The 25,355-nt window shown below is 61.2% G+C and carries 13 protein-coding genes and 1 pseudogene; 3 read left to right on the top strand and 11 right to left on the bottom strand.

What is annotated here, in order from left to right:
- Positions 1 to 46 precede the first annotated feature (46 nt).
- The 3 genes from AC3IT9_RS13460 (at position 47) to glgB (ending at position 7,784) form a co-directional block, all read left to right on the top strand.
- Entirely contained in the window at positions 47 to 2,041 is a 1,995-nt protein-coding gene (locus tag AC3IT9_RS13460; protein ID WP_489273360.1) for an alpha-1,4-glucan--maltose-1-phosphate maltosyltransferase, read from the top strand.
- A gap of 167 nt (positions 2,042 to 2,208) precedes the next feature.
- Positions 2,209 to 5,550, top strand: coding sequence for a maltose alpha-D-glucosyltransferase (gene treS, locus AC3IT9_RS13465; protein WP_489273361.1), 3,342 nt, complete (start codon positions 2,209 to 2,211; stop codon positions 5,548 to 5,550).
- Between the two features lie 2 nt (positions 5,551 to 5,552).
- Positions 5,553 to 7,784, top strand: a complete 2,232-nt coding sequence (glgB, locus tag AC3IT9_RS13470) for a 1,4-alpha-glucan branching protein GlgB (RefSeq protein WP_489273362.1) — start codon at positions 5,553 to 5,555, stop codon at positions 7,782 to 7,784.
- Positions 7,785 to 7,923: 139 nt separating this feature from the next.
- On the opposite strand, the gene AC3IT9_RS13475 is transcribed toward glgB, so the two are convergent.
- The 11 genes and pseudogenes from AC3IT9_RS13475 to treZ all read right to left on the bottom strand — a co-directional run bounded on the left by AC3IT9_RS13475 (position 7,924) and on the right by treZ (position 25,349).
- On the bottom strand, positions 7,924 to 10,797 hold the full coding sequence (locus tag AC3IT9_RS13475) for an RHS repeat-associated core domain-containing protein (protein WP_489273363.1): 2,874 nt from the start codon (positions 10,795 to 10,797) through the stop codon (positions 7,924 to 7,926).
- 82 nt (positions 10,798 to 10,879) lie between these two features.
- Positions 10,880 to 10,996 (bottom strand): annotated as a pseudogene (locus AC3IT9_RS13480) (autotransporter outer membrane beta-barrel domain-containing protein); the annotation flags it as partial.
- Positions 10,997 to 11,044: 48 nt separating this feature from the next.
- Positions 11,045 to 11,233, bottom strand: coding sequence for a hypothetical protein (locus tag AC3IT9_RS13485; protein ID WP_412072380.1), 189 nt, complete (start codon positions 11,231 to 11,233; stop codon positions 11,045 to 11,047).
- Positions 11,234 to 11,341: 108 nt separating this feature from the next.
- Entirely contained in the window at positions 11,342 to 13,939 is a 2,598-nt protein-coding gene (locus tag AC3IT9_RS13490; RefSeq protein ID WP_489273364.1) for an autotransporter family protein, read from the bottom strand.
- A 180-nt stretch (positions 13,940 to 14,119) separates the two neighbouring features.
- Positions 14,120 to 14,920 carry an endonuclease/exonuclease/phosphatase family protein gene (locus AC3IT9_RS13495; protein WP_150724007.1) on the bottom strand — a complete coding sequence of 267 codons (801 nt, stop codon included), beginning with the start codon at positions 14,918 to 14,920 and terminating at the stop codon, positions 14,120 to 14,122.
- A gap of 96 nt (positions 14,921 to 15,016) precedes the next feature.
- Positions 15,017 to 15,775 (bottom strand): PIG-L deacetylase family protein, encoded by a 759-nt coding sequence (locus AC3IT9_RS13500; RefSeq protein WP_489273365.1) that lies wholly within the window; start codon positions 15,773 to 15,775, stop codon positions 15,017 to 15,019.
- A 215-nt stretch (positions 15,776 to 15,990) separates the two neighbouring features.
- Entirely contained in the window at positions 15,991 to 18,153 is a 2,163-nt protein-coding gene (glgX, locus tag AC3IT9_RS13505) for a glycogen debranching protein GlgX (protein ID WP_489273366.1), read from the bottom strand.
- 190 nt (positions 18,154 to 18,343) lie between these two features.
- On the bottom strand, positions 18,344 to 18,664 hold the full coding sequence (locus AC3IT9_RS13510) for a DUF2934 domain-containing protein (protein WP_489273367.1): 321 nt from the start codon (positions 18,662 to 18,664) through the stop codon (positions 18,344 to 18,346).
- 21 nt (positions 18,665 to 18,685) lie between these two features.
- Positions 18,686 to 21,481: a malto-oligosyltrehalose synthase gene (locus tag AC3IT9_RS13515; protein WP_489273368.1), complete on the bottom strand. Its 2,796-nt coding sequence runs from the start codon at positions 21,479 to 21,481 to the stop codon at positions 18,686 to 18,688.
- On the bottom strand, positions 21,478 to 23,556 hold the full coding sequence (gene malQ / locus AC3IT9_RS13520) for a 4-alpha-glucanotransferase (RefSeq protein WP_353742912.1): 2,079 nt from the start codon (positions 23,554 to 23,556) through the stop codon (positions 21,478 to 21,480). Before malQ ends, AC3IT9_RS13515 begins: the two co-directional genes overlap by 4 nt.
- Positions 23,553 to 25,349, bottom strand: a complete 1,797-nt coding sequence (gene treZ, locus AC3IT9_RS13525) for a malto-oligosyltrehalose trehalohydrolase (protein ID WP_489273369.1) — start codon at positions 25,347 to 25,349, stop codon at positions 23,553 to 23,555. The genes malQ and treZ overlap by 4 nt, the downstream gene beginning before the upstream one ends.
- Positions 25,350 to 25,355 lie beyond the last annotated feature (6 nt).

The following is a 25,355-nucleotide window of genomic DNA, read 5'->3' on the forward strand; positions in this document are numbered from 1 at the left end:
GCGACCAGACACAAGCGCGTCCATGGGGCGTAAGGAGAGAGGCTCGATGACGGCTGAAAAACCGACTGAGTTGAGCTACAACCCGCACATGCCGCTGTCGCAGGCGTTGTTGCTGCCGCGTATCGTCATTGAAAACATCATGCCGACCCTTGAAGGCGGACAATTCGCGGTCAAGGCCGTGGTGGGGCAGGACGTGGTGGTGACGGCCAAGGTCTTCGCCGACGGGCATGACAAGCTGGCGGTTCGCGTGCGCTGGCGGGCCGAAGACGAGGACGTCTGGCAAAGCGCGGCCATGCACGACTTGGGCAACAACGGCTGGCAAGGGCAGTTCCGTGCCGACAGCCAGGGCCGCTATCTGTTCTGTATCGAAGCCTGGATCGATCAGTTCGCCAGTTTTTGCTATGAGCTGGAAAAGAAGCATGCGGCGGCGGTGCCCGTCAGCCTGGAATTGCAGGAAGGGCGGATTCATGTCCAGCAAGCCGCCGAGCGCAGCGAAGGGCAACTCAGCGAGCAATTGGCGGCGTTGCACCATGAACTGTCAGGGCTGCTTGAAACCGAGCAGATTGCACTGTTTTTGCACCCGCGTAGCGCCGACCTCATGGCCCGCGTCAATCATCGCGCCTACCTGAGCCTGAGCCCGGAGTACCCGGTGGATGTGGAGCGCGAACTGGCGCAGTTCGCCAGTTGGTATGAATTGTTTCCACGTTCGATCACCGACAGCCCGGCGCGCCATGGCACCTTCGATGACGTGCATTCGCGGCTGGCGATGATCCAGGACATGGGCTTCGACGTGTTGTATTTCCCGCCGATCCACCCGATCGGGCGCAGCTACCGCAAAGGCCCGAACAATTCGCTGACGGCGGGCCCCGATGATCCGGGCAGCCCCTATGCGATTGGCAGCGAGGAGGGTGGGCACGAGGCGATTCACGCGCAATTGGGCAGCCGCGAAGACTTCCGCCGACTGGTGGCGGCCGCTGCTGCCCATGGCCTGGAAATCGCCCTGGATTTTGCCATCCAGTGCTCCCAGGACCATCCTTGGCTCAAGCAACACCCCGGCTGGTTCAACTGGCGGCCGGACGGCACGATCAAATACGCGGAGAACCCGCCGAAGAAATACCAGGACATCGTCAACGTCGACTTCTATACCCCGGAGGCAATTCCGAGCCTGTGGGTGGAACTGCGCGACATCGTAGTGGGCTGGGTCGAGGAGGGCGTGAAGATCTTCCGCGTCGATAATCCGCACACCAAGCCGTTGCCGTTCTGGCAGTGGCTGATCGCCGATGTACGGGCGCTGTACCCCGAGGTGATCTTCCTCGCCGAAGCCTTTACCACCCCGGCAATGATGGCGCGCCTGGGCAAGGTCGGATATTCCCAGAGTTACACCTATTTCACCTGGCGCAACACCAAGGCCGAACTGGCGACCTACTTCACTGAACTCAACGAATCGCCTTGGCGCGAATGCTTTCGGCCGAATTTTTTCGTCAATACACCGGACATCAACCCGGCGTTCCTCCATGATTCAGGGCGCCCCGGGTTTCTCATCCGCGCCGTGCTGGCGACCATGGGCTCGGGCCTGTGGGGCATGTACTCGGGTTTCGAGTTGTGCGAATCGGCGCCGGTGCCGGGCAAGGAGGAATACCTCGATTCCGAGAAGTACGAAATCCGCCCCAGGGACTTCAATGCGCCGGGCAACATCATTGCCGAGATTGCCCAGCTCAACCGCATCCGCCGGCAGAACCCGGCGTTGCACACGCATCTGGGCCTGAAGGTCTATAACGCGTGGAACGACAACATCCTGTACTTCGGCAAACGTAGCGCCGATGGAGGCAATTTCATACTGGTGGCGGTCAGCCTCGATCCGCACAACGTGCAGGAAGCGAACTTCGAGTTGCCGTTGTGGGAAATGGGCTTGCCGGACTACGCCAGCACCCAGGGCGAAGACTTGATGAATGGCCATCGCTGGACCTGGCATGGCAAGCAGCAATTCATGCGGATCGACCCGGCGTATCAGCCGTTCGGGATTTGGAGGATAACTGTTTAAACGCAAAACCTGTGGGAGCGAGCTTGCTCGCGATAGCAATTTTGTGGGCAACTTCTTTGTTGAATGTTCAATTGTCATCGCGAGCAAGCTCGCTCCCACAGGTAAGTCATCGCGTTCGAGGCAGGCGAACGGTCCAGCGGCTTTATCGAATTCACCAGGAGTTTCACATGGCGAAGAAACCCAAGGCAGCCACGTTCATCAAGGACCCGCTCTGGTACAAGGATGCGGTGATCTATCAAGTTCACGTCAAATCGTATTTCGACTCCAACAACGACGGGATTGGCGACTTTCCCGGTCTCATCGCCAAGCTCGACTACATCGCCGACCTGGGCGTCAACACCATCTGGCTGTTGCCGTTCTATCCCTCGCCACGGCGCGACGACGGTTATGACATCGCCGAGTACCGCGGCGTACACAGCGACTACGGCACCATGGCCGATGCCAGGCGTTTCATCGCCGAGGCGCACAAACGCGGCCTGCGGGTGATCACCGAACTGGTCATCAACCACACCTCCGACCAGCACGCCTGGTTCCAGCGGGCGCGCAAGGCCAAACCCGGATCGGCGGCGCGGGACTTCTACGTGTGGTCCGATGACGATCATAAATACGATGGCACCCGCATCATTTTCCTCGACACCGAAAAGTCCAACTGGACCTGGGACCCGGTCGCCGGCCAATACTTCTGGCACCGTTTCTACTCCCACCAGCCGGACCTGAACTTCGATAACCCGCAAGTCATGAAAGCGGTGCTGTCGGTGATGCGTTACTGGCTCGACATGGGCATCGACGGCTTGCGCCTGGACGCGATTCCCTACCTGATCGAGCGCGACGGCACCAATAACGAGAACCTGCCGGAAACCCACGACGTCCTGAAAAAGATCCGCGCGGAAATCGACGCCAACTACCCCGACCGCATGCTGCTGGCCGAGGCCAATCAGTGGCCGGAAGACACCCAGTTGTACTTCGGCGACACCGACAAGAAAGGCCTGAACGGCGACGAATGCCACATGGCCTTTCACTTCCCGTTGATGCCGCGCATGTACATGGCGCTGGCCCAGGAAGATCGCTTCCCGATTACCGACATTCTGCGCCAGACCCCGGATATCCCCGCCAACTGCCAATGGGCAATCTTCCTGCGCAACCACGATGAGTTGACCCTGGAGATGGTCACCGACAAGGAACGTGACTACCTGTGGAATTACTACGCCGCCGACCGTCGGGCGCGGATCAACCTGGGGATTCGCCGGCGCCTGGCGCCGCTAATGGAGCGCGACCGCCGCCGGGTCGAGCTGCTCAACAGCCTGCTGCTGTCCATGCCCGGCACGCCGACCCTGTATTACGGTGATGAAATCGGCATGGGCGACAACATCTACCTCGGCGACCGCGACGGTGTGCGTACGCCTATGCAATGGTCCATCGACCGCAACGGCGGTTTCTCCCGCGCCGACCCGGCGAGCCTGGTGCTGCCGCCGATCATGGACCCGCAATATGGCTACCTGTCGGTCAACGTCGAAACCCAGGCTGGCGATCCGCATTCGCTGCTCAACTGGACCCGGCGCCTGCTCGCCGTGCGCAAGCAATCCAAGGCCTTTGGCCGCGGTACGTTGAAGATGCTGTCGCCGAGCAATCGGCGGATTCTGGCCTACACCCGTGAATACACCGGGGTGGACGGTAAACACGAGGTCATTCTGTGCGTGGCCAACGTGTCGCGCAGCGCCCAGGCCGCCGAGTTGGACCTGTCGGCCTACGTCGGCATGGTGCCGGTGGAAATGCTCGGGGGTAACGCGTTCCCGCCCATCGGCCAGCTGAATTTCCTCCTGACGCTGGCGCCATACGGCTTCTACTGGTTCGGCCTCGCCGCGGAAAACCAGATGCCGAGCTGGCACGTGGAGCCCGCACAAAGCCTGCCGGACTTCACCACGCTGGTGCTGAAAAAGCGCATGGAGGAACTGCTCGAAGCGCCGTCACGCACCACAATGGAGCAAAGCATCCTGCCGAGCTGGTTGCAGAATCGCCGCTGGTTCGCCGGCAAGGACGCGGCCATTGAGCAGGTCGATCTGGCCTATGGCGTGCGGTTCGGCGACCCGCAGCATCCGGTGCTGTTCAGTGAGATCAATGTCACCAGCGCTGGCCAGAGCAGTCGCTACCAGTTGCCGTTCGGCTTTATCTCGGAAGATCAGGTTGGTACGCCGTTGCCGCAGCAATTGGCATTGTCGCGGGTACGGCGCGGACGCCAGGTCGGCCTGATCACCGATGCCTTCAGCCTGGACACCTTTGTGCATGCCGTATTGCAGGGCATTCAGGCTGGCACCGTATTGGCTTCCAGCGATGGCGACATTCGCTTCGAGTCCACCGCGGAGCTGGAAAAACTCGGCCTCAATGCCGAGTCGCCGGTACGTTACCTGTCCGCCGAACAGTCCAACAGCTCGGTGGTGATCGGCAACAGCCTGGTGCTGAAGCTGATCCGCAAGGTTGCCTGCGGTGTGCACCCGGAACTGGAAATGAGCGCGTACCTGACCGAAGCCGGGTTCAGCAATATTTCGCCATTGCTGGGGGCCGTGGTGCGCCGGGACGGGGCGGGTGAAGACAATTTGCTGATGATCGCCCAAGGCTATTTGAGTAACCAGGGCGACGCTTGGGAATGGACGCAGAACAACCTCGAACGAGCGCTTCGCGATGAACTGGCCGACGCCGTGTCCGAGCAGGAACAACATTACAACGCGCTCGGCGAATTGAAAGATTTCGCCGCTATGCTCGGTCAGCGCCTGGGGGAAATGCATCAGGTGCTGGCGGCGCCGAGTGCCAACCCGGACTTCTTGCCCCAGGTCACCACGCAGAAAGAGGCGCTGGCCTCGGCCAGGGATGTCGCGGCGCAAATCGAGCACGCGCTGAACTTGCTCAAGCAGCATAAAAATCAACTGAACCCGGCGAACCAAACCCTGGTCGGCCGTTTACTGGACAACAGGAAAGCCATCCTCGGCCATGTACAAGCATTGGGCAAAAAGACCGCGGGCGGCTTGCGCATTCGTGTACACGGCGACCTGCATCTGGGGCAGGTGCTGGTGATCAAGGGTGATGCCTACCTGATCGACTTTGAAGGCGAACCGGCCCGGCCATTGCATGAACGACGGGGCAAACACAGCCCGTACAAGGATGTCAGCGGCGTGCTGCGCTCTTTCGATTACGCGGCGGCGATGGCGATCAATGTGCAGAGCGTCGACAACACCGCGACGGCCGATGCCGCGCGCTTGCGGGTCACCGATCGCTACTTGAGCGAGGCGCGGCAAGCATTTGTCGACGCTTATCGGCTGGCGGCAGCTAGTCTTGCCCATGCATGGCAAGATCCCGAAGGCGAGGATGCCGCACTGGCGTTGTTCGGCCTGGAGAAGGCGGCGTATGAAGTGGCTTATGAGGCGGAAAATCGCCCCGCCTGGTTGCCCGTGCCGTTGCACGGTTTATATGGATTATTGAGTGGGCTTAAACCCTTTTCCGATCTTGGTGGAGAGTAGTCATGAGTGTCTCGAACAAGGAACAGGGTCATCACAAAGAAGCGCTGCTGCCCAGGGCGCGGGATATCGATGCATTGGTGCGTGCCGAGCATATCGATCCTTTCGCCATTCTCGGCCCTCACGCCGATGGCGCTGGCGGGCAATTCATTCGCGCGTATCTGCCGGGCGCCCTGAGTGTGCAGGTGCTGGCCAGGGACTCCGGCGAAGAGCTTGGTTACCTTGAAGTCACGCAGACGCCGGGGTTGTTCGTCGGGCATTTCCAGCATGCGCAAGCGTATCTGCTGCGCACCCGTTGGGCCGGCGGCGAGCAAACCGCAGAAGATCCTTACAGCTTCGGCCCGTTGTTGGGCGAAATGGATTTGTACCTGTTTGCCGAAGGCAATCACCGCGACCTCAGCGCGTGCCTGGGGGCGCAACTGAAAACCGTGGACGGCGTCGACGGCGTGCGTTTCGCCGTGTGGGCACCGAATGCCAGGCGGGTGTCGGTGGTCGGCGATTTCAACGTCTGGGACGGGCGCCGGCATCCGATGCGCCTGCGTCATCCCACCGGCGTCTGGGAGTTGTTCATCCCGCGCCTGCAGGCCGGGGACACCTACAAATACGAAATCCTCGGCGCCCACGGCATCCTGCCGTTGAAGGCCGATCCCGTGGCGCTGGCCACCAGCCTGCCACCGGACACCGCCTCGAAAGTCGCCTCACCCTTGAACATCGACTGGCAGGACCAGGACTGGATGTTGTCCCGGGGTGACCGCCAGCGGGTGACCGCGCCGTTGTCGATCTACGAATTGCACGCCGGCTCGTGGCAATGCGAGCTGGACGACCTGGGTGAAGTGGCCCGCCAGTACACTTGGCCGGAATTGACCGAGCGGCTGATTCCCTATGTCAAAGACCTCGGTTTCACCCACATCGAACTGATGCCGATCATGGAGCACCCGTTCGGCGGTTCGTGGGGCTATCAGTTGCTGTCGCAATTCGCACCGAGTGCGCGCTATGGCACGCCGGACGAGTTCGCCGCGTTCATCAACGCCTGCCACCAGGCCGAACTCGGGGTGATTCTCGATTGGGTGCCGGCGCATTTCCCCACCGATATCCACGGCCTGGCCCAGTTCGACGGCACGGCGCTGTACGAGTATGGCAACCCGCAGGAAGGGTTCCACCAGGACTGGGACACGCTGATCTACAACCTGGGTCGCACCGAAGTGCACGGCTACATGCTGGCGTCGGCGCTGCACTGGCTCAAGCATTTCCATGTCGACGGCCTGCGGGTCGATGCGGTGGCCTCGATGCTCTACCGCGACTACTCGCGCAAGGCCGGCGAGTGGGTGCCGAACCGCCACGGCGGGCGGGAGAACCTGGAAGCCATCGACTTCCTGCGCCACCTCAATGACGTGGTCGCCCTCGAAGCGCCCGGTGCGCTGGTGATCGCCGAAGAATCCACCGCATGGCCGGGTGTCAGCCAGGGCACGCAACAGGGCGGCCTGGGCTTTGCCTACAAATGGAACATGGGCTGGATGCACGATTCGCTGCATTACATCCAGCAGGACCCGGTGTACCGCGCCCACCACCACAATGAACTGAGTTTCGGCCTGGTGTATGCGTGGTCCGAGCGCTTCATCCTGCCGATCTCCCATGATGAAGTGGTGCATGGCAAACACTCGCTGATCGACAAAATGCCCGGCGACCGCTGGCAGAAATTCGCCAACCTGCGGGCCTACCTGAGTTTCATGTGGGCGCATCCGGGCAAGAAGCTGTTGTTCATGGGCTGCGAGTTCGGCCAGTGGCGCGAGTGGAACCATGACCAGCAACTGGACTGGTACCTGTTGCAATACCCCGAGCACAAGGGGGTGCAGAAACTGGTGTCTGACCTCAACCGCTTGTACCGCGAAGCGCCGGCGCTGCATGAGCAGGACGATGTGCCGCAGGGTTTCCAATGGCTGATCGGCGATGACGCGATCAACAGCGTTTATGCGTGGTTGCGCTGGAGCAAGGACGGCGAACCGCTGCTGGTGGTGGCTAACTTTACCCCGGTGCCGCGTGAGGCTTATCGCGTTGGGGTGCCGTTTGCCGGGCAGTGGAACGAGGTGCTCAACAGCGATTCGTCGATTTATGCCGGTTCCAATTATGGCAATAGCGGGGGGGCGGTGGCCGAGGAAACGCCGAGCCATGGGCAGGCGTTGTCGTTGGTGTTGAATTTGCCGCCGTTGGCGGTGTTGATGTTAAGGCCGCAGGGGTGATCCGAAACCGCTTCGCGGGCAAAGTTCGCTCCTACGTATTGTAGGTGCGAGCCTTGCCCACCGAGGTCTCAGTCCAAGCAACGCTAGTAATTGTTAATCAGAGCGTCTTAATGGGAGAGGGTTAAGTTACAGGCGTCTACTACCTGTAACTTACATGGGAATTTTTCATTTTTTTTCCAGGTCTCCCGTTCTCATCCCGCAGCGCCCAGTTCCTAAAAGTTAATGTCTCCAATCGCGATAGCCCCTCCTTACCTTTACGCGGGAGGTAGACATAAGGGGCGGAATCTTCGAGAGTCGTTGTCTTTGGGTCGGCACCTTCTGGAAGAGTTTTGGGACGTAGACCTGTATCCATATGCCAATTGTAAAGGTCTGCCGCGTTGTAGAGGTGACGTTTGAAAAAATCTTCAGTCTCTTGGTAATATATATCGGGTTTGTCTTTATAATCGTCCGGGATTAGCTCTGAAACAAAGACATCTCTCAAGTCGATTCCACCTTTTTTCAGAAAGTTCAAAGTGTGAAGCTTTTGCTCCAGCCTGGGTCGATAGTGGCCGCTTTTGTTTTCAATGAATGCGATATTTCCGTTTGTTATAATCATCATGCCGGCGTCTAAAACTGGTCGTCCGGAAAATGGAGATGAGTGAAATCGCACATAGTCTTTATGAACAAATACGGCGAGTTCTGGCTGGTTTTGCTCGTTAAAGCCTAATGCGTACCCCAAATAACCATTGGATTGAAACCAGTTGGAAGAGTCGGTTGTTGGGCTCCTGTTATAATCCAGGAGATGTCCTGCGTTGTTGAATACAATTCCATCCTTGATCTGCAGGATCATTGAATTTTCCGCTCGTTGTTGCTGATTAAAGTATTGGATGCCCCTGAATGCGGCTTTGTTTCTTACTCGCCTGTCTTTGTCTTTTATTTGCTCGGCTATATAGTTTAAGTGGTGTCCTTTCAATACGTGTCCGTGGCTGGTCAACAGATGCTTGTGGATAAGGTTTTGCCAGCGATTTTTTTCAAGTCCCTTGGTGTCGACGTTGTTGACAGGGTCGGAGCCTACAAATCGATATAAATTAGGTCCATCCACATACCCCGCCGGATCCGGATTAATCCACCTCTGCAACCACGGTGCGTAATACCTGAATCCATAGTAATAAAGTCCCGTCGCATCCCGCTCCTTGCCCGAATACCGCACGGTCTTGTACTTGGCTTCTGTGGCCGAACGGGCCGCGAAACAAGCCGTACCGCCAAACGGGTAATACCATTCCTGGCTGATCAGGTCGGCGTTTTGGTCCAGTTCCAGTGTGCTGGAATGCAGGTGGTCATAGAGGCTGTAGCGCACCTGGTCGTTGGTGATGTTCTCCGGTGGTTTGGCCACCCAGTGCAGCACTTGCACGCTATTGCTACCGGCGCTGGCATTGATGACGTGAAGGACTTCACCGGTGCCGCTGTGGCTGCGAATTTCCACGCCGGGCAGGTAACGTACTTCGCTGATCAGCGTCCGTGCGTTTGTCTGGTTTGCACGGAGCTTGCGCATCCGCTGGCCGCCACCGTCGTAGATGTAACGTTCGTAATCATCATTGTCATCTTCGCGGACGACCGGGCGCACGGTGGACAGCTGATTGCGCAGGTCCCAGGCGAGCGATTGACCCGCTTGCAACTCACGCAGGTTGCCATTGGCATCGAAACCGGCGGCCAGTTCTGCTTCGGTCGGTGGACGGCCGTTACGTTCGGGCAGGCAGCGGTTGCTGTATTGGGCGCGGGTGAGGGTGCGACCATGGGCTTGGGCACCGACATGCGTCAGGTCCAACAGGTTGCCGCCAGTGTCGTAGTGATAGGTCTGGGTGTAGTGGGCGATCTGGTTGGGATCGAGGGGCAGGGGCTGCAGGTCGGGCAGGGCAGGACAGCCATGGCCGGTCTTGGCCTCCCAACCTTTGGCTTCGATCAGTTGATCGAGGGTGTTGTAGTAGTAGGTCTTGATCGGTTCGATACGCTGGTTGTTGAAGTAGCGGATCGGTTGGGCGGCGTCTTCGAGGCTCAGCACGTTGCCGGCTGCGTTGTAACTGTATTTCAGGTCTTGCAGTGGCGTGCCGTTGGCTTTGTGTGCGCTCAGCCCAATGAGGCGGCCATCCGCTGGATCGTAGCGGTGGTGGGTGACGACGCCGTTACCGGCGGCTTCCGCTTCGATCTGGCCGGAGGCGTTGTAGCTGAGATCGCTGACCAGCGTTCGTTCTGTCTGGTCGGGGCCGGCCAAGATCAGTCGCGTGTCGTTCAATTCGCCGGCGACGGTGTAGGTAAAACGCCGATGATTACCCAAGGCATCGATTTGCTGGAGCAGTTCCGTGGTGGGCGCGTAGGTGTGGGAAGTGGTCGCACCCTTGCCGGGTTCGAGCAAGGCATCGCGCGCGGCCACGCTGTCGGGCCAGTTCACCGTGTCGGTATCCAGCAAAAAATGCCGCGTCTGTTGCAGCACCGCACCACTGATGCCGAGATCGTTCAGGTGCAACGTCCCGGCCGGGTCGTCATGGCGAATCAACTGGCCGCACAGATTGTGCGATGCGGCGTCGGCATCGACTCTCGCATAGCTGAAGCGCTCAAGGACGTGCTCAGCGACCTCTTTACCACGCTCCTGTATGGTCACCGGCCGCAGCAGTACATCGAACCCGGTCAGGGAGTAGCTGCCACGGCCGTCCCAAGCCTCGATGCGTTGCCCGGCCGCACCGGGCAACGCCACCCGCCACCCCGCATCCACACTGTCACTCGACAACGGCACGCCAGACAGGTTGAACACCTGGCTCAAATTGGCCGGCACCAACGCATCGTTCTGCGCCAGGGCAAACAGATACGGATCACGGCTGGCCACCGGCCTGCCTGCGGCATCGAACCGTTGATGCGTGACCCGTGCCTCAAGCGGATCGGCCGCCTGCCGCCGATGAAACTGCACCGTTCTGACTGTCAGCCCACGCGCGTCCGAAACCGCAAGGGTTGGCGTGCCGTGATGCGCATGGTCCACAGACATCCGTGACGGCCTCGATCAGGGTGAGTTGCCCATCACAATGCATCACCATCAATGCTGTGGATACTGTAAGAAATACCAGTTTTCACCAGCGTATCCGCACACCCAGGTTGCCGATCAACCCGTTCAGGTCATTGTCGTCCACGTCGCTGCTGTAGTCGGCGCTGATGTACAGGCTCACCGGTTTGTGCCTGGCGAGAAGGCTGGCCATAGAGTTGGTCCCAGGTCGTGGGCGCGGCGTCTGCGGTGCTCAGGTTGGACCGGGATAGGTTTCTGCGAGGGTAGGCAGACTGAGTGTCGGGATGTCCTGGCGATACCACGGGGCTGTTTCTTGCTCGTCAGTGGCGGCTTGTACTTGCATGGTGAAACACAGCAGGAGTGAACTCGATACAGTGCAAAAAGTGACTTTGATCTCTTGTGGGGTGAGTGGGATTTTCATGGCGGTCTACCTTGCAGTCGCAGGCGGTATCTCGCGATGGCGTCTCTCCTACCCCGAATGAGGGGCGACCGAATGGAAAAAACCTCGGGACGGCGCAGATGTCCTCTATTACCACTTCACCCGGACCCCCACGTTACCGAACGTTCCCCGTTGTTGGTTGCTGTCGATATTGCTGGTGTAGTCGAGTCCGGCGTACACGCTGACCGAGGCCGCAACGCTCAGCACCATGCCGATACCGAGGTCGGCGGACGAGGTTCGTTGTTGGGTTTCGACCTGATCGAGATGGTCAAAGGTGACCGTATCGGTACCGGTGAAGGTGTGCCAGATGTTGGCCCGCAGATAGGGTTCCAGCGGCCGGCCGCCGACCTCGTAGCGACCCTTGAGGCGTGCGCCGACGCGGCCAGTCCAGGCACTGTCGGAATCGAACGAGACATGGGAGATGCCGTCGTCCTGGCTGTCGAGTTTGACCTTCTGGTAAATCGCCTGGGCCTGGGGTTCGACCACCCAGTTTCCGGTCACCGCGATCGGGTATCCGACTTCTGCCGATAACGTCGTTACGTGCCCGTCATTGTCGATCTTCAGTCCACCTTCGGAACGGTTGTCGCCGTTGAGCCAGGTGTACATGGCCACGGTATCGAGATACGCGCCGGCGCGATCGGTCAGGGTCCAGTAAACGCCAAGGCTGTCGCCTTGCAACTCGACGTTGCCGGAGCGCTTGCCTGCGAAGCCCTGATTGAAACCGTCGACATCGCCTTGCAGGCGGCTGTGGCCGATGAAGAAACCGCTGCGCTGGGTTTGCCCACCCGCCAACTCTGAGCTGAACAGATCATTGCCGACCTGAAAGCCATTGAGCGAGCCGTCCAGTCTTGGCGTGACGGTGCCGGCCCAGGTCTGTTCGAGGTTCTTGCCGTAGACCCGGCCCCAACCGGCACTGAGCGCACCGGTTTGCGTCAGCAGGCGCTGATCTCCCTGACGGTCATGAAAAGTGCCCAGTGCTGTCAGGCTCAATTGTGCTGCTGCCGGCGGCACCACCGACCAGGTGGGCACCGACTCGCGATACAGGGGGATTGGTGCTGCGCCGGGTACGGCGGCCGGCAACACCGGGGCTTCGACCGTCACGACGCCTTCAACTCCTTGAACCCCGGTGGCCACAACCACTGGCGCGGCCACCGGCACTGCGACGATGGGCACCAGCGTCGGTGGCAAGGCGGGATCAGGGTTGGCGACGGCTACCACTGGCGGTGCCACCACCGAGGAGCGTAAATACCAACTGTTTTCGCTGCCCGGTGTGATACCGCCTTTGAACAGGCGGTAATCGAAGGCGCCAACCGACACCGGGGCTTTGAGGGCGAACGCGGTGTTGTCGCTGACCGCCGTGCCTTGGGCCTGAACCAGCTGGATACCGTTTTGCCCGGTCAGGGCACCCGCGCCGCCAACGTTGGTGACGCTGATCAGGGTGCTGCCGGTCAGCGTCCCGTTGTTGACCACCAGTTTGTCGCTGGGAGAGCTGTCATCGCCCACGGCGCTTTGCAAGAGCAACTGGCCGCCGTTACCCACGTAATTGCCTTCAACCGTCAGGCTGTCATTGGTGCGCAAGTTGCTATGGGTGAGATCGATGACCCCGCTGTTGTTCAAGGTCGCGAGCCGGCCCGCGGTCAATGGCGTGATGCTGCCCTGCACCGACGTCAACGTACTGCTGCCGTCGACATTGAACACGCCGGTGCCCGTGGCGCTGTCCCCCAGTTGAAAAACGCCATCGAGATCAAAACGTGAGCTGTTGCCGAGGTTGACCGTTTCCCAGTTGATGAAGCGGCCGGCGCCTGACGAGGTGGTGTGATCGAAGGTCAGCAGGTCATTGCCGACGCCGCCATTGATGCTCGGGGTGAGGGCTAGGGTGCTTTCGGTCAGGTTGCGCAAGGTGGCGCGATCATTGCCTGCTTCCAGCAGGATTTGCGAGCGGATGATCCCGCCGCCGTCCCATATCAGGGTGTCATCGCCGTTGCCGGCGCGGATCTCGCCGACGATTTCCCCGCCGGTGACCGCGATGCTGTCGTTGCCATTGCTGACACTGATGTTGCCACCGATACTCCCCCCGGAAACGATGATGGTATCGGTGCCCAAACCGGTCACCAGGTTGCGAAGTATCTGCCCACCCGACATTTCGAAGAGATTGTTATCGAGCTTCATGTCAACCCGGCCGATGGAGCCACTGGTCATCCTGGCAACGTCGCCGTCCTCGAAAGCGCCGACGATGGTGCCGCCGGTCATCAGGAAGGTATCGCGACCGTCGCCTTGGGCCAGGGACTGAAGGTTCCCGCCAGACATGACGAAGTTATCGATGCCATTACCCTGGCTGACCGCCCCGGTGACTTGCCCGGCGCTGATCGTGAAACTATCCGCCCCGTCGCCCTGGTTCAAAGTGCCGGCCACGGTGCCGGACGCCATGTTCACCGTGTCGGCGCCGGCGCCGAAGGTCAGGTTGCCGTTGATCCTGCCGGTGCCAGTGGCAGTGAAGGTCAGGGTGTTATTGCCCGACAAATCGCTCAACGGCCCACTGGTGCCGCTGTCGCAGACGAAGTTGTCGTTACCGGCGGTGGGGGTGAGTGTGCAGGCGGCGTAGGCTGCCTGGGGCCAATTTGCACATAACCAGATTGAGAACAGGCAGGCGCCGAAACGGTATTTGGACAGCTCTGTCGAAAACTCCATGCTTGCCTCCGCGATGGGATCAACCTCCGTTCCTTTGGCCGCCAGGAATGGCCAGGACCGACTGCGCCTGCCAGCATCGGCAGGGCACATCAACGTAGCAGGCACTGCTTCGATGTGGCTACTGTCAGAAATAACAGGTGGGGGATGGTTTCACAGCACCAGACGCTTGATGACCGTGATTCACAGATGCACTTCCACCGCCAACGGCAAATGGTCAGAAAGGTGCGTCCACGGCTTGTGCCCGAGTATTTGCGGCTCATGGCTGCTGGCGTTGCGCAGGTAGACGCGGTCCAGGCGCAGCAAGGGAAACCGCGCGGGGTAGGTTTTGGCCGGACGACCATGGTGGCGTTCGAAGGCTTCGTGCAAGTAATCGCGGCGGGCCAGGGCGGCATTGCCCTGCATCTGCCAGTCATTGAAGTCGCCGGCAATGATCACCGGAGCATCATCCGGCAGGGACTCAAGGAGCTGACAGAGCAATTGCAACTGCAGCTGACGATGGCTTTCCAGCAGGCTGAGGTGAACGCAGATCGCATGCACTTCGCGATGCCCCGGCACGTCCAGCACGCAATGCAGCAAGCCACGGCGTTCGGGGCCGGTAATGGAAACATCCAGGTTTCGATACTCGCGGATCGGGTATTTCGACAGCAGGGCATTGCCATGATGACCGTCGGGATAGACGGCATTGCGCCCATAGGCGAAGTCGCTCCACATGCTGTCGGCAAGGAATTCATATTGCGAGGTTTGTGGCCAATCGTTGTAGCGGGAGGAGTGGCGGTCGTGCTCGCCGACGACTTCTTGCAGAAACACCAGGTCTGCCGACGTACTGCGCACCGCTTCACGCAACTCGGGGAGGACGAAACGCCGGTTGAGTGCGGTAAACCCCTTATGGGTGTTTACCGTCAGCACGCGAAGCCGATGAATCGCCGGGGGTGTGTTCAACGGCGTTGATTCGGCTGCCTGCCGTTTTGGATGACTGGCCACATGCACTCCTCTGATTCAGGGCTGCCTATGTATGCGACTGATGTGACGGCAGGCAGTTCAGTCTGCCTGGCAGCGCCACACCTATCACCGATGGTTTCATACCAGCACAATTTCATAAGGCAAACGGATACGCTCCAGCAGCGTCCGGGGCAGCAACGGCGCGATGCCGATGGCCGGTTCGCCGTCGAGTTGGCTGGCGTAGGCGTGGGTGGCGTGGCTCTTGCGGGCGACGGTCCAGGTATCGAGGCGCACCTTGCGGGCACGGTGCCAGGGAATCAGCTCCCGGTCCCGTGCCGGCCAGTGCCAGGCCCAGAACGGTACGTCGTTGTAGGTTGCCCCGATATTGGCTGCCGCCCTGGCGCTGGCGCGGCCAACGGTGTCGTGATCGACGTTGCCATCCTCGCGCCAGGTGCTGAACACCACATCACCGGGGCGCAGGTAGCGCATGATGAATTGGACGATCTGATCTTCGTGCTCCACCAGCGCGTTGTCCGCAAACCCGCCACGAATCCACTTCAGGCTGTGCATCGGCAACCCGAGTCGGCGGATGGCTTCCACGCTTTCCTGGGGACGAAATACGCTGAGGCGTTTTTCCGACCACTGCCGAGAGCCCGGATGGCTGGCGCTGCCGTCGGTGATCGAGATCAATTGCAGCGGGTGGCCGAGGTTACTGAGCAATTGCAGCAGGCCGCCGCAGGTCACGACTTCATCGCCGGGGTGCGGGGCAATGAGCACCGCGCGTGCGCCGGCGGGCACCAGGGATTGGGTGCTGATGACCGGGATGCTGTCCAGTTGCGGGGCGCTGTTCCAGATTTGTGATGGCAGGCTGGCTTCGCTTAGGGAAACGGGTTTCATGCTGGATACGTCCTTGTTCTGCGTCGCCTTCAGTCGTGCATGGGACAAGCCCGGCAGACCCGTGAGGGCTCGTTGATAGCGATAGGCGACAAGCCAAGCCCTGGATTGCCGCGAATCGAGTATTGCTCATGTAACGCTATTCGTCGCGTCGCGAGCTTATCCAGAATGATTTTTCCGCTCTGCGGTGTTGCGGCCATGAATGCCTGGAGTCTCCTTTACTCTTCTTCCTCATGTTGCAGCTCGAACAGCAGCAACGAGCGTCCGGTGACCGAGTACTCGTGGCCAAACTCGAAGCGTTCCTGGCCGCGGATCGACGGCTGGTTGGTGTCGATCATGCACGTCCAGAAACCGCCGTCTGGCACTTCCGGCAGGCGGAAATTGACGATGTCGTGATGCGCGTTGACCACCAGCATCAACGTCGCGTCGATGCCTTTGCGGCGAATGCCGGTTTCCTGGGCGCGGCCATCGAGCAGCATGCCCAGGCAACGATTGTGCGCATCGTGCCAATGCCTGGTGGTCATTTGCGTGCCGTCCGGCGCCAGCCAGGTCACGTCCTTGACGCCGGTGTCCTCGTTGTAATTACCCACCAGGAAACGCCCGCGCCGCAGGATCGGGTAGGTCAGGCGCAACTTGATCAGGCGTTTGACGAACTTGAGCAGGGCCTTGCCGTCTTCGCTCAGATCCCAGTTGACCCAGCCGATCTCGCTGTCCTGGCAGTAGGCATTGTTGTTGCCGTCCTGGGTGCGGGCGAACTCGTCGCCGGCCACCAGCATCGGCGTGCCCTGGGCCAGCAGCAGGGTGGCGAAGAAATTGCGCATTTGCCGATGGCGCAGCGCGATGATATCGGGATCGTCGGTGGGGCCTTCGACGCCGTGGTTCCACGACAGGTTGTTGTTGCTGCCGTCCTGATTGTCTTCGTCGTTGGCCTCGTTGTGTTTGTCGTTGTACGACACCAGGTCATTGAGGGTGAAGCCGTCATGGGCGGTGACGAAGTTCACCGATGAGTAGGGCCGCCGACCACGTTGATTGAACATTTCGCCCGAAGCGGTCAGGCGGCTGGCGAAATCCGCCAGTTGCCCATCGTCGCCTTTCCAGAAGGCGCGCACGGTGTCGCGGAATTTGTCGTTCCACTCGACCCAGCCCGGCGGGAAATTGCCGACCTGATAACCGCCGGGGCCGCAGTCCCAGGGTTCGGCGATCAGTTTGACCTGGCGCAGCACCGGGTCCTGGCGGCAGGCCACGAGGAAACTGTGGCGTTCGTCGAAACCGTCGTGGTAACGCCCGAGGATGGTCGCCAGGTCGAAGCGGAAACCGTCCACGTGCATTTCCGAGGCCCAGTAGCGCAAGGAGTCGGTGACCATTTGCAGTACGCATGGGTGGCTCAGGTCCAGGGTGTTGCCGGTGCCGGAATCGTTGATATAGAAGCGCTTGTCATCGGGTTTGAGGCGGTAGTAGGACGCGTTGTCGATACCGCGCATGGACAGGGTCGGGCCTTGTTCGTTGCCCTCGGCGGTGTGGTTGTAGACCACGTCGAGGATCACCTCCAGATTGGCTTCGTGCAGGTGCGCGACCATTTCCTTGAACTCTGCAATCTTGCCACTGGCCAGGTAGCGCGGGTCGGGGGCGAAGAACGCAATGCTGTTGTAGCCCCAGTAATTGGTCATGCCCTTGTGCAGCAGGTGCTGGTCATTGACGAAAGCGTGGATCGGCAGCAACTCCACGGTCGACACGCCGAGCTTGCGGATGTGCTCCACCACATCATCGACCATCAACCCGGCAAAGGTGCCGCGCAGGTTTTCGGGGACGGCGGGGTGACGCATGCTGAAGCCGCGCACATGGGTTTCATAGATGATCGTCCTGTCCCACGGCACGCTGACACGATGATCGTGGCCCCAGGTGTGCGCCGGGTCGATGACCTTGCATTTGGGCACGAAGGGCGCGCTGTCCCGTTCATCGAAACTGAGGTCGGCGTCGGGGTGGCCGATGGTGTAGCCGAACAGCGCTTCGGACCATTTCAGCTTGCCCACCAGTTGTTTGGCGTAGGGGTCGATCAACAGTTTGTTGGGGTTGAAGCGATGGCCGTTGGCCGGGTCGTAGGGGCCGTAGACGCGATAGCCGTAGATCAGCCCCGGATGGGCGTCGGGCAAGTAGCCGTGGTAGATCTCGTCGGTGTACTCGGGCAGTTCGATGCGTTCGAGTTCCACCTCGCCGGCGTCGTCGAACAGGCACAGTTCAACCTTGGTGGCGTGGGCGGAAAACAGCGCGAAGTTGACGCCCAGGCCATCCCAGGTGGCGCCCAGCGGAAAGGGCAGGCCTTCGCGGATTCGTGTGGTTTCGGCACGAGGGGCAGGCGCGGCGGCTTTCTTCGGACTGGTCATAGGTACTCCTGTCAGTACTGCAACCTGTGGGAGCGAGCCTGCTCGCGATAGCGGTGTGTCAGTCCACACAGGTATTGAATGGTGGACCGTTATCGCGAGCAGGCTCGCTCCCACAGTGTTTCAGGGCGAGCATTACCCAAAGTGGCAAGCGGACTCGGCACCTCTTCAATCAGGTCAAACGCCGTGCGCCTCAAACCGCCGGCGGTTTTCGCGCAGCCCGGGGCTTTTTCTCGAGGGCCTTTTCCCCCGGCGGGATTACCTTCGAAGCCGCCGCCGGTTTGGCCTTGGTTTTTGGCGCGGCGACCTTGGCATCGCCAGCCTTGCCATTGGCCCTTTTGCTCACCGGGGTTTTGCTCGCGGCTGCCTTGGCCGGTTGTTTCGGGGCCAGGGCTTCGGCTTCTGCCAGTTTGCACGCCATCTCCCAGTGGCGGGCTTCCTGACCTTCGGGTTTTCCTTCGGATTCCCAGATCTGATAGGCAAATTCGCGGATGCGTTTATCGTCGGTACTCATTGCAATGCTCCTGAACTGAACTCAAGTGTGGGCAGTTTGAAAAATGAGATTGACCGGGAAATCCCCCAGCGCGGCGCTGATCGGCAGCTCCCTGTGTTTTGTGACTGTGATGCGGGAAAAAAGTCCCTGCAGATGTTCGTCAGGGACGGTGAACGGCAATTTGACCCGGGTATCGCCCCAGAGCGGCGCGTGGACCTGTGGTTCGGCACCGTTTTCCAGCAGTTCGGCACAACGTATCGGCACAATCACGATGGCGCGTTTTCCCTCCTGTTCACGGACAAAACACAGCACTCGATGGGCCTCGCTGCCCACCACTTCCAGAGCCTGGTAGGTGCCACGCCGAAACAGCTCGGCATGCTCGGCGCGCAGGCTCAAGGTGCGCGCAATCAAGGCTTGCTTGATGCGCCCGTCACGCCAGTTCTGCAACAAGTCCGGCAGGTCCACCGCTTGCTGCAGTGCCTGCTGGCGGCTGGCGTAATCGACGGGGCGACGGTTGTCCGGGTCGACCAGGCTGAAGTCCCAGAAATCGTTGCCCTGATACAAATCCGGCACCCCGGGCACAGTCATGCGCAGCAAGGTTTGCGCCAAACCATTGAGTGCACCGGGGGCGGCAATCGAGCGGGCAACTTTGACCAGGGCGGCACGCAGCAGCTCGCCTTCGGAGCTGAGCAACAGGCGCTGGATGAAGTCCTCGCTCGCTTGCTCGTAAATGTCATTGGGCGCGCTCCAGCTGCTTTGCAACTTGGCTTCGCGCAGGGCCTTGCGTTGCCACTGACAGAGGCGTTTTGCGTAGTTCTCGAGTGCCGGCGGATGATCGATAGCCAACTCCAGCGGCCAACTGCCGAGGATCGTCTGGTACAGAATCAACTCATCGCCCGCCGATGGCATTTGATCGTCGTTGCGCAAGGGCCGGGCGAGGGCGCGCCACAGGCCGATCTGGTCGGCGTACCAGCCGCTGCGCTCGCTCAGTACCGCCAGCCGCGCCCGTGAATCTTCGCCGCGTTTGTGGTCGTGGGTGGCGCTGGCCAGCAGGTTGTCCGGGAAGGTGTCGAGGCGCTCGATGCAGGCCTGATGAAAATCGGCGAGCGGTGCGCTGAACTGTTCGGTGTTGAAGCCAACGTCATTGCGCGAGAGCAGGACGGCCGAACGATAGAACGCGGTGTCTTCCACCGCTTTCGCCGCTGCTGGCGAGGTCAGTTGCTGGAAACGTACGCAGGCGTGCTTGAGGCGTTTGCGTTTGCGACCGGCCGGACGCTGCCGCCAGGGTTCGCCGCCGAGCCAGCCGGCCAGGCAGTCGAGCACCGGCCAGTCCGCTTCTCCGAGGGTTTGGCGGGCACCGTCCAAGGCCTGTCGGAAAAACATATCGTCCTGGGCCGACCGGCCAAGGGGGCTGATGTAGGTGCGGTACACCGGGAAGTGCACGATCAGCGCCTGCAAGGCCCGGCGAATGGCGCCCAGGGTCAGGTCGCGGGTCATGAGATTGTCCCGGGCCACTTGCAGCAAGGCCTGGGCAACGCTTTCGAAATCTCCGGCCAGGGAACCGCTGAGGATTTGCTGGCGGGCCAGTTGTGCTTCCCGGGAGAAGTCGGCGGGCCGCTCGCTGTGACGCTGCCAGCGTTCGGCCAGTGTCTGCGCGCCCCGTGGATCGTGTTGCAGCAGTGACAACTGGTTCATGAACTCGTAACCGGTGGTGCCATCCACCGACCAGTCGCGATGCAGGGTTTCACCTTCGCCGAGGATCTTTTCGACATAGATGGGCAGGTGGCGGCCCGCCGAAAGGCTGTCGACTCGGCGGCGCAGCTTGCGGCAGTAGCCCCGCGGGTCGGCGAGGCCGTCGATGTGGTCGATGCGCAACCCGTCGATCAGCCCTTCAGCCACCAGTTGGAAGATCTTCGCGTGGGTGGCTTCGAACACGGCGGGACGCTCGACGCGCAGTCCGCCGAGTTCATTGATATCAAAGAAGCGCCGCCAGTTGATGTCATCGGCGGCGGTGCGCCAACTGGCCAGGCGATAGCTCTGGCGCTCCAGCAGGTTGTGCAGGCGCTGGAAGCCTTCGCCGGTCAATGAGTCGTAGTTGTTCAGGTGCTGCTCGATGGCTTGGGCAAGGGCCGGATCGTTGACCAGATCGCGAAGTTCCGCTTTCAGCGGCAGGGCCAGGCTGTGGGCGTCGGTCTGATAGCTCAGGGTGCTGAAGCGATCAGCCAGGTTTTTCAGTTGTTCGGCCTGCTGTGTATCGAGCGGCGCATCGGTCCTGAGCAGTTCCCCGTAATCGCTGGGGCAAATCGGAAAGCGGTGTTCGTAGTGCTCGACATAAAAGGTGCCGTGCCAGGCATCGAACCGCAGGGGCAGGCTGCCGTCCTGCAACGCAACGCCGTAGTCGCTGCCCAGAAACGGCAGGAGCAACTGGCCTTCCATCAACGGATCGGGTGAGTGCCACTGGATATCGAAAAACTCGCCGTAGGGGCTCAGGCGTCCCCACTCCAGCAAATCCAGCCACCAGGGATTGTCACTGCCGCCGACCGCCATGTGGTTGGAGACGACGTCGAGGATCAACCCCATGTTGTGTCCGTGCAGGGCAGTGACCAGGCTGCGCAGCGCCGCCTCTCCGCCCAGTTCCGGGTTGACCCGGGTCGGGTCCACCACGTCGTAGCCATGCATCGACCCGGCGCGGGCACGCAACAGTGGGGAGGCGTAGACATGGCTGATGCCGAGGCGGGCGAAGTACGGCACCAGTGGCACCGCATCTTCCAGCGTGAAGCCTTTGTGAAATTGCAGGCGCAAGGTGGCGCGCAGTGGACGGGTCGGCACCTGGGTCATCGATCACGCTCGGCCGCCTGAAGTCGCGCACAGGCGAGCAATTCCAGGCGTCGTGCGGCATCCGCTCCATCGAGCAGGGCTTCGCTGTAACCGGGCAAGCGCCGCGACCAATTGGGGTGTGTGTCGATGGTGCCAGGCAGGTTGGCTTGCTGTTCGACGCCAAGGGCATCTTCCAGCGGCAGCAGCACCAACGGCGAGCGGGTATGACCGAGGAAACGCACGCTGGCATCGAGCACTTGGTCGGTTTCGTGGGACTCTTCGCGAAAGTTTTGCGGGTCCTGGCTCAACGCCCGGCGCAGGCCTTCACGCTCGCGCTCGCGGTGCTGACGCCATTCGATTTCTGCGCTGGCATCGACCAGGCCGAGCCGGGCGTTCCAGTCGATATCGCGACCATGCCACCAACCGTTGAGGGTCGGCAGGTCATGGGTGCTGGTGGTGGCCAGGGCGTTGTCCGGCCAGTCGAGGATCGGCTTGAAGTGCGTGTTGTCCTGTTCGAACAGCAACACCCGCATGCCGAGCATCGAGCGTGCGATGAGTTTTTCCCGCAGGCCGTCCGGCACGGTGCCGAGGTCTTCGCCGAGGACGATGGCCTGGTGACGATGGGACTCCAGGGTCAGCAGGCGCAGCAGGTCGTCCACCGGGTAGTACAGGTAAGCGCCGTCGGCCGGCGGCGAGCCATTGGGGATTACCCACAAACGCTGCAAGCCCATGACGTGATCGATGCGCAAGCCACCGGAGTGGGCGAAGTTGGCCCGCAGCATTTCGATGAAGGCCCGGAAACCATTGCGCACCAGGCCTTCAGGGGAGAACGCGGAAATCCCCCAGCCCTGGCCAGTGCGGTTGAGAATGTCCGGCGGCGCACCAACGGTGAGGGAGGCGAGCAGTTCGTCCTGACGGCTCCAGGCCTGGCTGCCGCCGCCGTCGGCGCCAACGGCCAGATCGGCAATCAGGCCGATACTCATGCCGCTGGCGCGGGCGGCGGTTTGCGCGCGCTCCAGGCAACGAGTGATCAACCACTGACAGAAGGCGAAGAAGCCGATGCGCCCGGCATTCTCTTCGGCGAATGCCGCCAGTTCGGCGCTGCGCGGGTTGCGCCAGGGTTCGGGCCACTGCCGCCAGTCGAGGTGTTCACCGCGGGCGGCGCGCGCCTCCTGGATGGCTTCGAAGCGGCAGTGGTTCTCCAGCGCTTCGCCGGCAGCGTGACGAAAACTGCTGAAGTCTTCGTGCAACGGGTGTTCACCCTGGACGAAACCTTCGTACAGCGACTGCAGCAACCGATGCTTGGCTTCAGCGGCGGCCGGCCAGTCAATCAGCGGACGCTCTTCCAGCGTCTTGAGCTCAATGGCCAGCCCGGTTGCATCGATGGCGGTACGCAGCGCGCGTTCACCGAGAATGGTGCCGGGGGCGCAGTAAAGGCTGTTGAGAAACAAACGGCTGGATGGCGAATAGGGGCTGTAGCGTTGGGTGTCACTGGAAAACATCGCATGCAAGGGGCTGATCGCCAGCGCCTCGGCGCCACGCTCGCCGGCCACCCGGGCAAGGTCCTCCAGTGCCTGGGTGTCACCAAACCCGCCATCGCCGGGGCGGCGCAATCCATACAACTGCACGCTCAGGCCCCAGGCACGGGGGATCGGGTTGTCCACGGCATCGGCCACGCTGTAGCAACGGGCCGGGGCCACGGCCAGGGTGAAGCTTTGTCCGTCGATGCTGACCTGTTGATAGCCGACTGGTACCAGCCCCGGCAGCACCGCGTTGGCGTCGAGTTTCAGGTTGAGCCGCGAACCGTCCTCGAGGTGGATTTCGCAAGGGGTCCCGGGCTCGAAGAAACGCGCCAGGTCCAGGCCCGCCCCGACATCGGCGGTGATCAATGGCGGCAAGTGATGGGTCTGTTGCACCGCTTGCAGTTCCAGCAGGCTGGCGTCGATTTCCTGGGCACTGCCGGCCGGGTGGCCAAGGCCGGTCAGCACGTTGCGCAACACGGACGGCGCGACTTTTTGCGGGCGACCGTTGGCGTCGAGCCAGTCGACGGCCAGGCCGGCACGGCTGGCCAGGATTTCCAGTTGCGCATCACTCATGGACGCTCTCCAAACGAGGTAGCAAAGGGGGTTGCGGCGGCGAGGCTGACGAGCGCGCAATACGGGGCAAGGGTGTTTGGGGCCGGCAGGTCGGAGTTCTGTGGCGGGTATTCGAACAAGCACATGGCATCGGTCTGTGAGGTGTGGACTACGGGGCTGGCGCTGAGGTTCAGGTCAATGCGCAGTTGGCTGCCATCGCCCAAACGCCAGGATGCACTGACCGCGCCTTCGCCTAGTACGTAGCTGCCCAGTGCCTGGGCGCCCGGCAGGCGCGGGATGATGTGCCGGTGACGGATTTGCAACAGTCGGCAATACAGGTCGTGCATCTCGCAATGGCCGGTCGATGGCAGGACCGGACGGGATGCTGCAAACGTCTGCGGATCGTTCGGGTCCGGAATGTGTTCGCGCAGGTTTGGGTCGGCAAATGCGCTGAACGCCGCGAACTCGTTGCGCCGGCCGTCGCGAACCTGCTTGGCCAATTCACCGTGATGGCTGGTGAAAAACAGGAAGGGTTGCTCGACGGCAAACTCGTCGCCCATGAACAGCAGCGGAATCATCGGCGACAACAGCAGCAACACCGTGGCGGCCCGCAGCGCTTGCGGGTGGGCGAGTTGATGCAGGCGCTCGCCGAAGGCCCGGTTGCCGATCTGGTCGTGGTTCTGCAAAAACAGGATGAAGGCACTGGGCGGCAGATGCCCGCTGGGTTCACCGCGCGCCACACCATGGCGGTTGAGATGGCCCTGGAACACGAAACCCTGGCTCAGGCAGCGCGCCAATTGTTCGGTGGGGTTTTGCGCGTAGTCGGCGTAATAGGCGTCGGTTTCGCCGGTCAGCAATACATGCAGGGCATTGTGGCCGTCATCGTTCCATTGCGCGTCGTAACCCTGTTCGAGCAGGCTGGCCTGGTTGTGTTCGTTCTCCACCATCAGCCACACATGCCGCGCCGGTCCCGTCTGCTGGCGCACCCGTCGCGCCAGCTCCTGAAGGAAATCCGGGTCTTCGATGGCGTGCACCGCGTCCAGGCGCAAACCGTCGAAACGGTATTCCAGCAGCCACATCAAGGCGTTTTCGATGAAGAAGTCCCGCACTTCGCGACGGCGCAAGTCGATGGCTGCGCCCCACGGCGTGTGTTTGTCTTCGCGAAAAAAGCCCTTGGCATAACGATGCAGGTAATTGCCGTCCGGGCCGAAGTGGTTGTAGACCACGTCGAGAATCACCGCCAGGCCGTGGCCGTGGGCGGTGTCGATCAAGTGCTTGAGCTGCTCGGGGGAACCGTATGACGCCTGGGGCGCGTAGGGCAGCACGCCGTCATATCCCCAATTACGTTCACCGGGAAACTGCGCGACGGGCATCAGTTCGATCGCTGTGACACCCAGTTCGACCAGGCGTGCCAGATGCTGCTCGACGGCGCTGAAGCCGCCGAGCGCACCGACATGCAGTTCGTAGATCACCGCCTCGTTCCAAGGCCGCCCCAACCAGGCGCTGTGTTGCCAGGCATAGGCCAGCGGATCGACCACCACACTGTGCCGGTCGATATCGCCGGCCTGAGCGCGGGAGGCCGGGTCGGGCACTTCCAGTTCGCCGTCGATGCTGTAGCGGTAACGCGTACCCGCCGCGCATCGGGTGTTGCTCACGAACCAGCCGTCGGCCTGGGGTAGCAACGGCAAGGACTGTCCATTTTCCAGTTCGACACTGACGTAGAACGCATCTGGCGCCCACAACGCGAATCGCGTGTGCTCTGCGTCCAGCATGATTGCGCCGTGGGGCCAGGTCTCAAGGGTCCGTAACGGCATCTTGAA

The organism is Pseudomonas sp. KH_046_1 (assembly GCF_057839025.1).

Coding starts and splice junctions, on each gene's coding strand:
- AC3IT9_RS13460 (WP_489273360.1), top strand. CDS start 47: ATGACGGCTGAAAAACCGACTGAGTTGAGCTACAACCCGCACATGCCG.
- treS (WP_489273361.1), top strand. CDS start 2,209: ATGGCGAAGAAACCCAAGGCAGCCACGTTCATCAAGGACCCGCTCTGG.
- glgB (WP_489273362.1), top strand. CDS start 5,553: ATGAGTGTCTCGAACAAGGAACAGGGTCATCACAAAGAAGCGCTGCTG.
- AC3IT9_RS13475 (WP_489273363.1), bottom strand. CDS start 10,797: ATGTCTGTGGACCATGCGCATCACGGCACGCCAACCCTTGCGGTTTCG.
- AC3IT9_RS13485 (WP_412072380.1), bottom strand. CDS start 11,233: ATGAAAATCCCACTCACCCCACAAGAGATCAAAGTCACTTTTTGCACT.
- AC3IT9_RS13490 (WP_489273364.1), bottom strand. CDS start 13,939: ATGGAGTTTTCGACAGAGCTGTCCAAATACCGTTTCGGCGCCTGCCTG.
- AC3IT9_RS13500 (WP_489273365.1), bottom strand. CDS start 15,775: ATGAAACCCGTTTCCCTAAGCGAAGCCAGCCTGCCATCACAAATCTGG.
- glgX (WP_489273366.1), bottom strand. CDS start 18,153: ATGACCAGTCCGAAGAAAGCCGCCGCGCCTGCCCCTCGTGCCGAAACC.
- AC3IT9_RS13510 (WP_489273367.1), bottom strand. CDS start 18,664: ATGAGTACCGACGATAAACGCATCCGCGAATTTGCCTATCAGATCTGG.
- AC3IT9_RS13515 (WP_489273368.1), bottom strand. CDS start 21,481: ATGACCCAGGTGCCGACCCGTCCACTGCGCGCCACCTTGCGCCTGCAA.
- malQ (WP_353742912.1), bottom strand. CDS start 23,556: ATGAGTGATGCGCAACTGGAAATCCTGGCCAGCCGTGCCGGCCTGGCC.
- treZ (WP_489273369.1), bottom strand. CDS start 25,349: ATGCCGTTACGGACCCTTGAGACCTGGCCCCACGGCGCAATCATGCTG.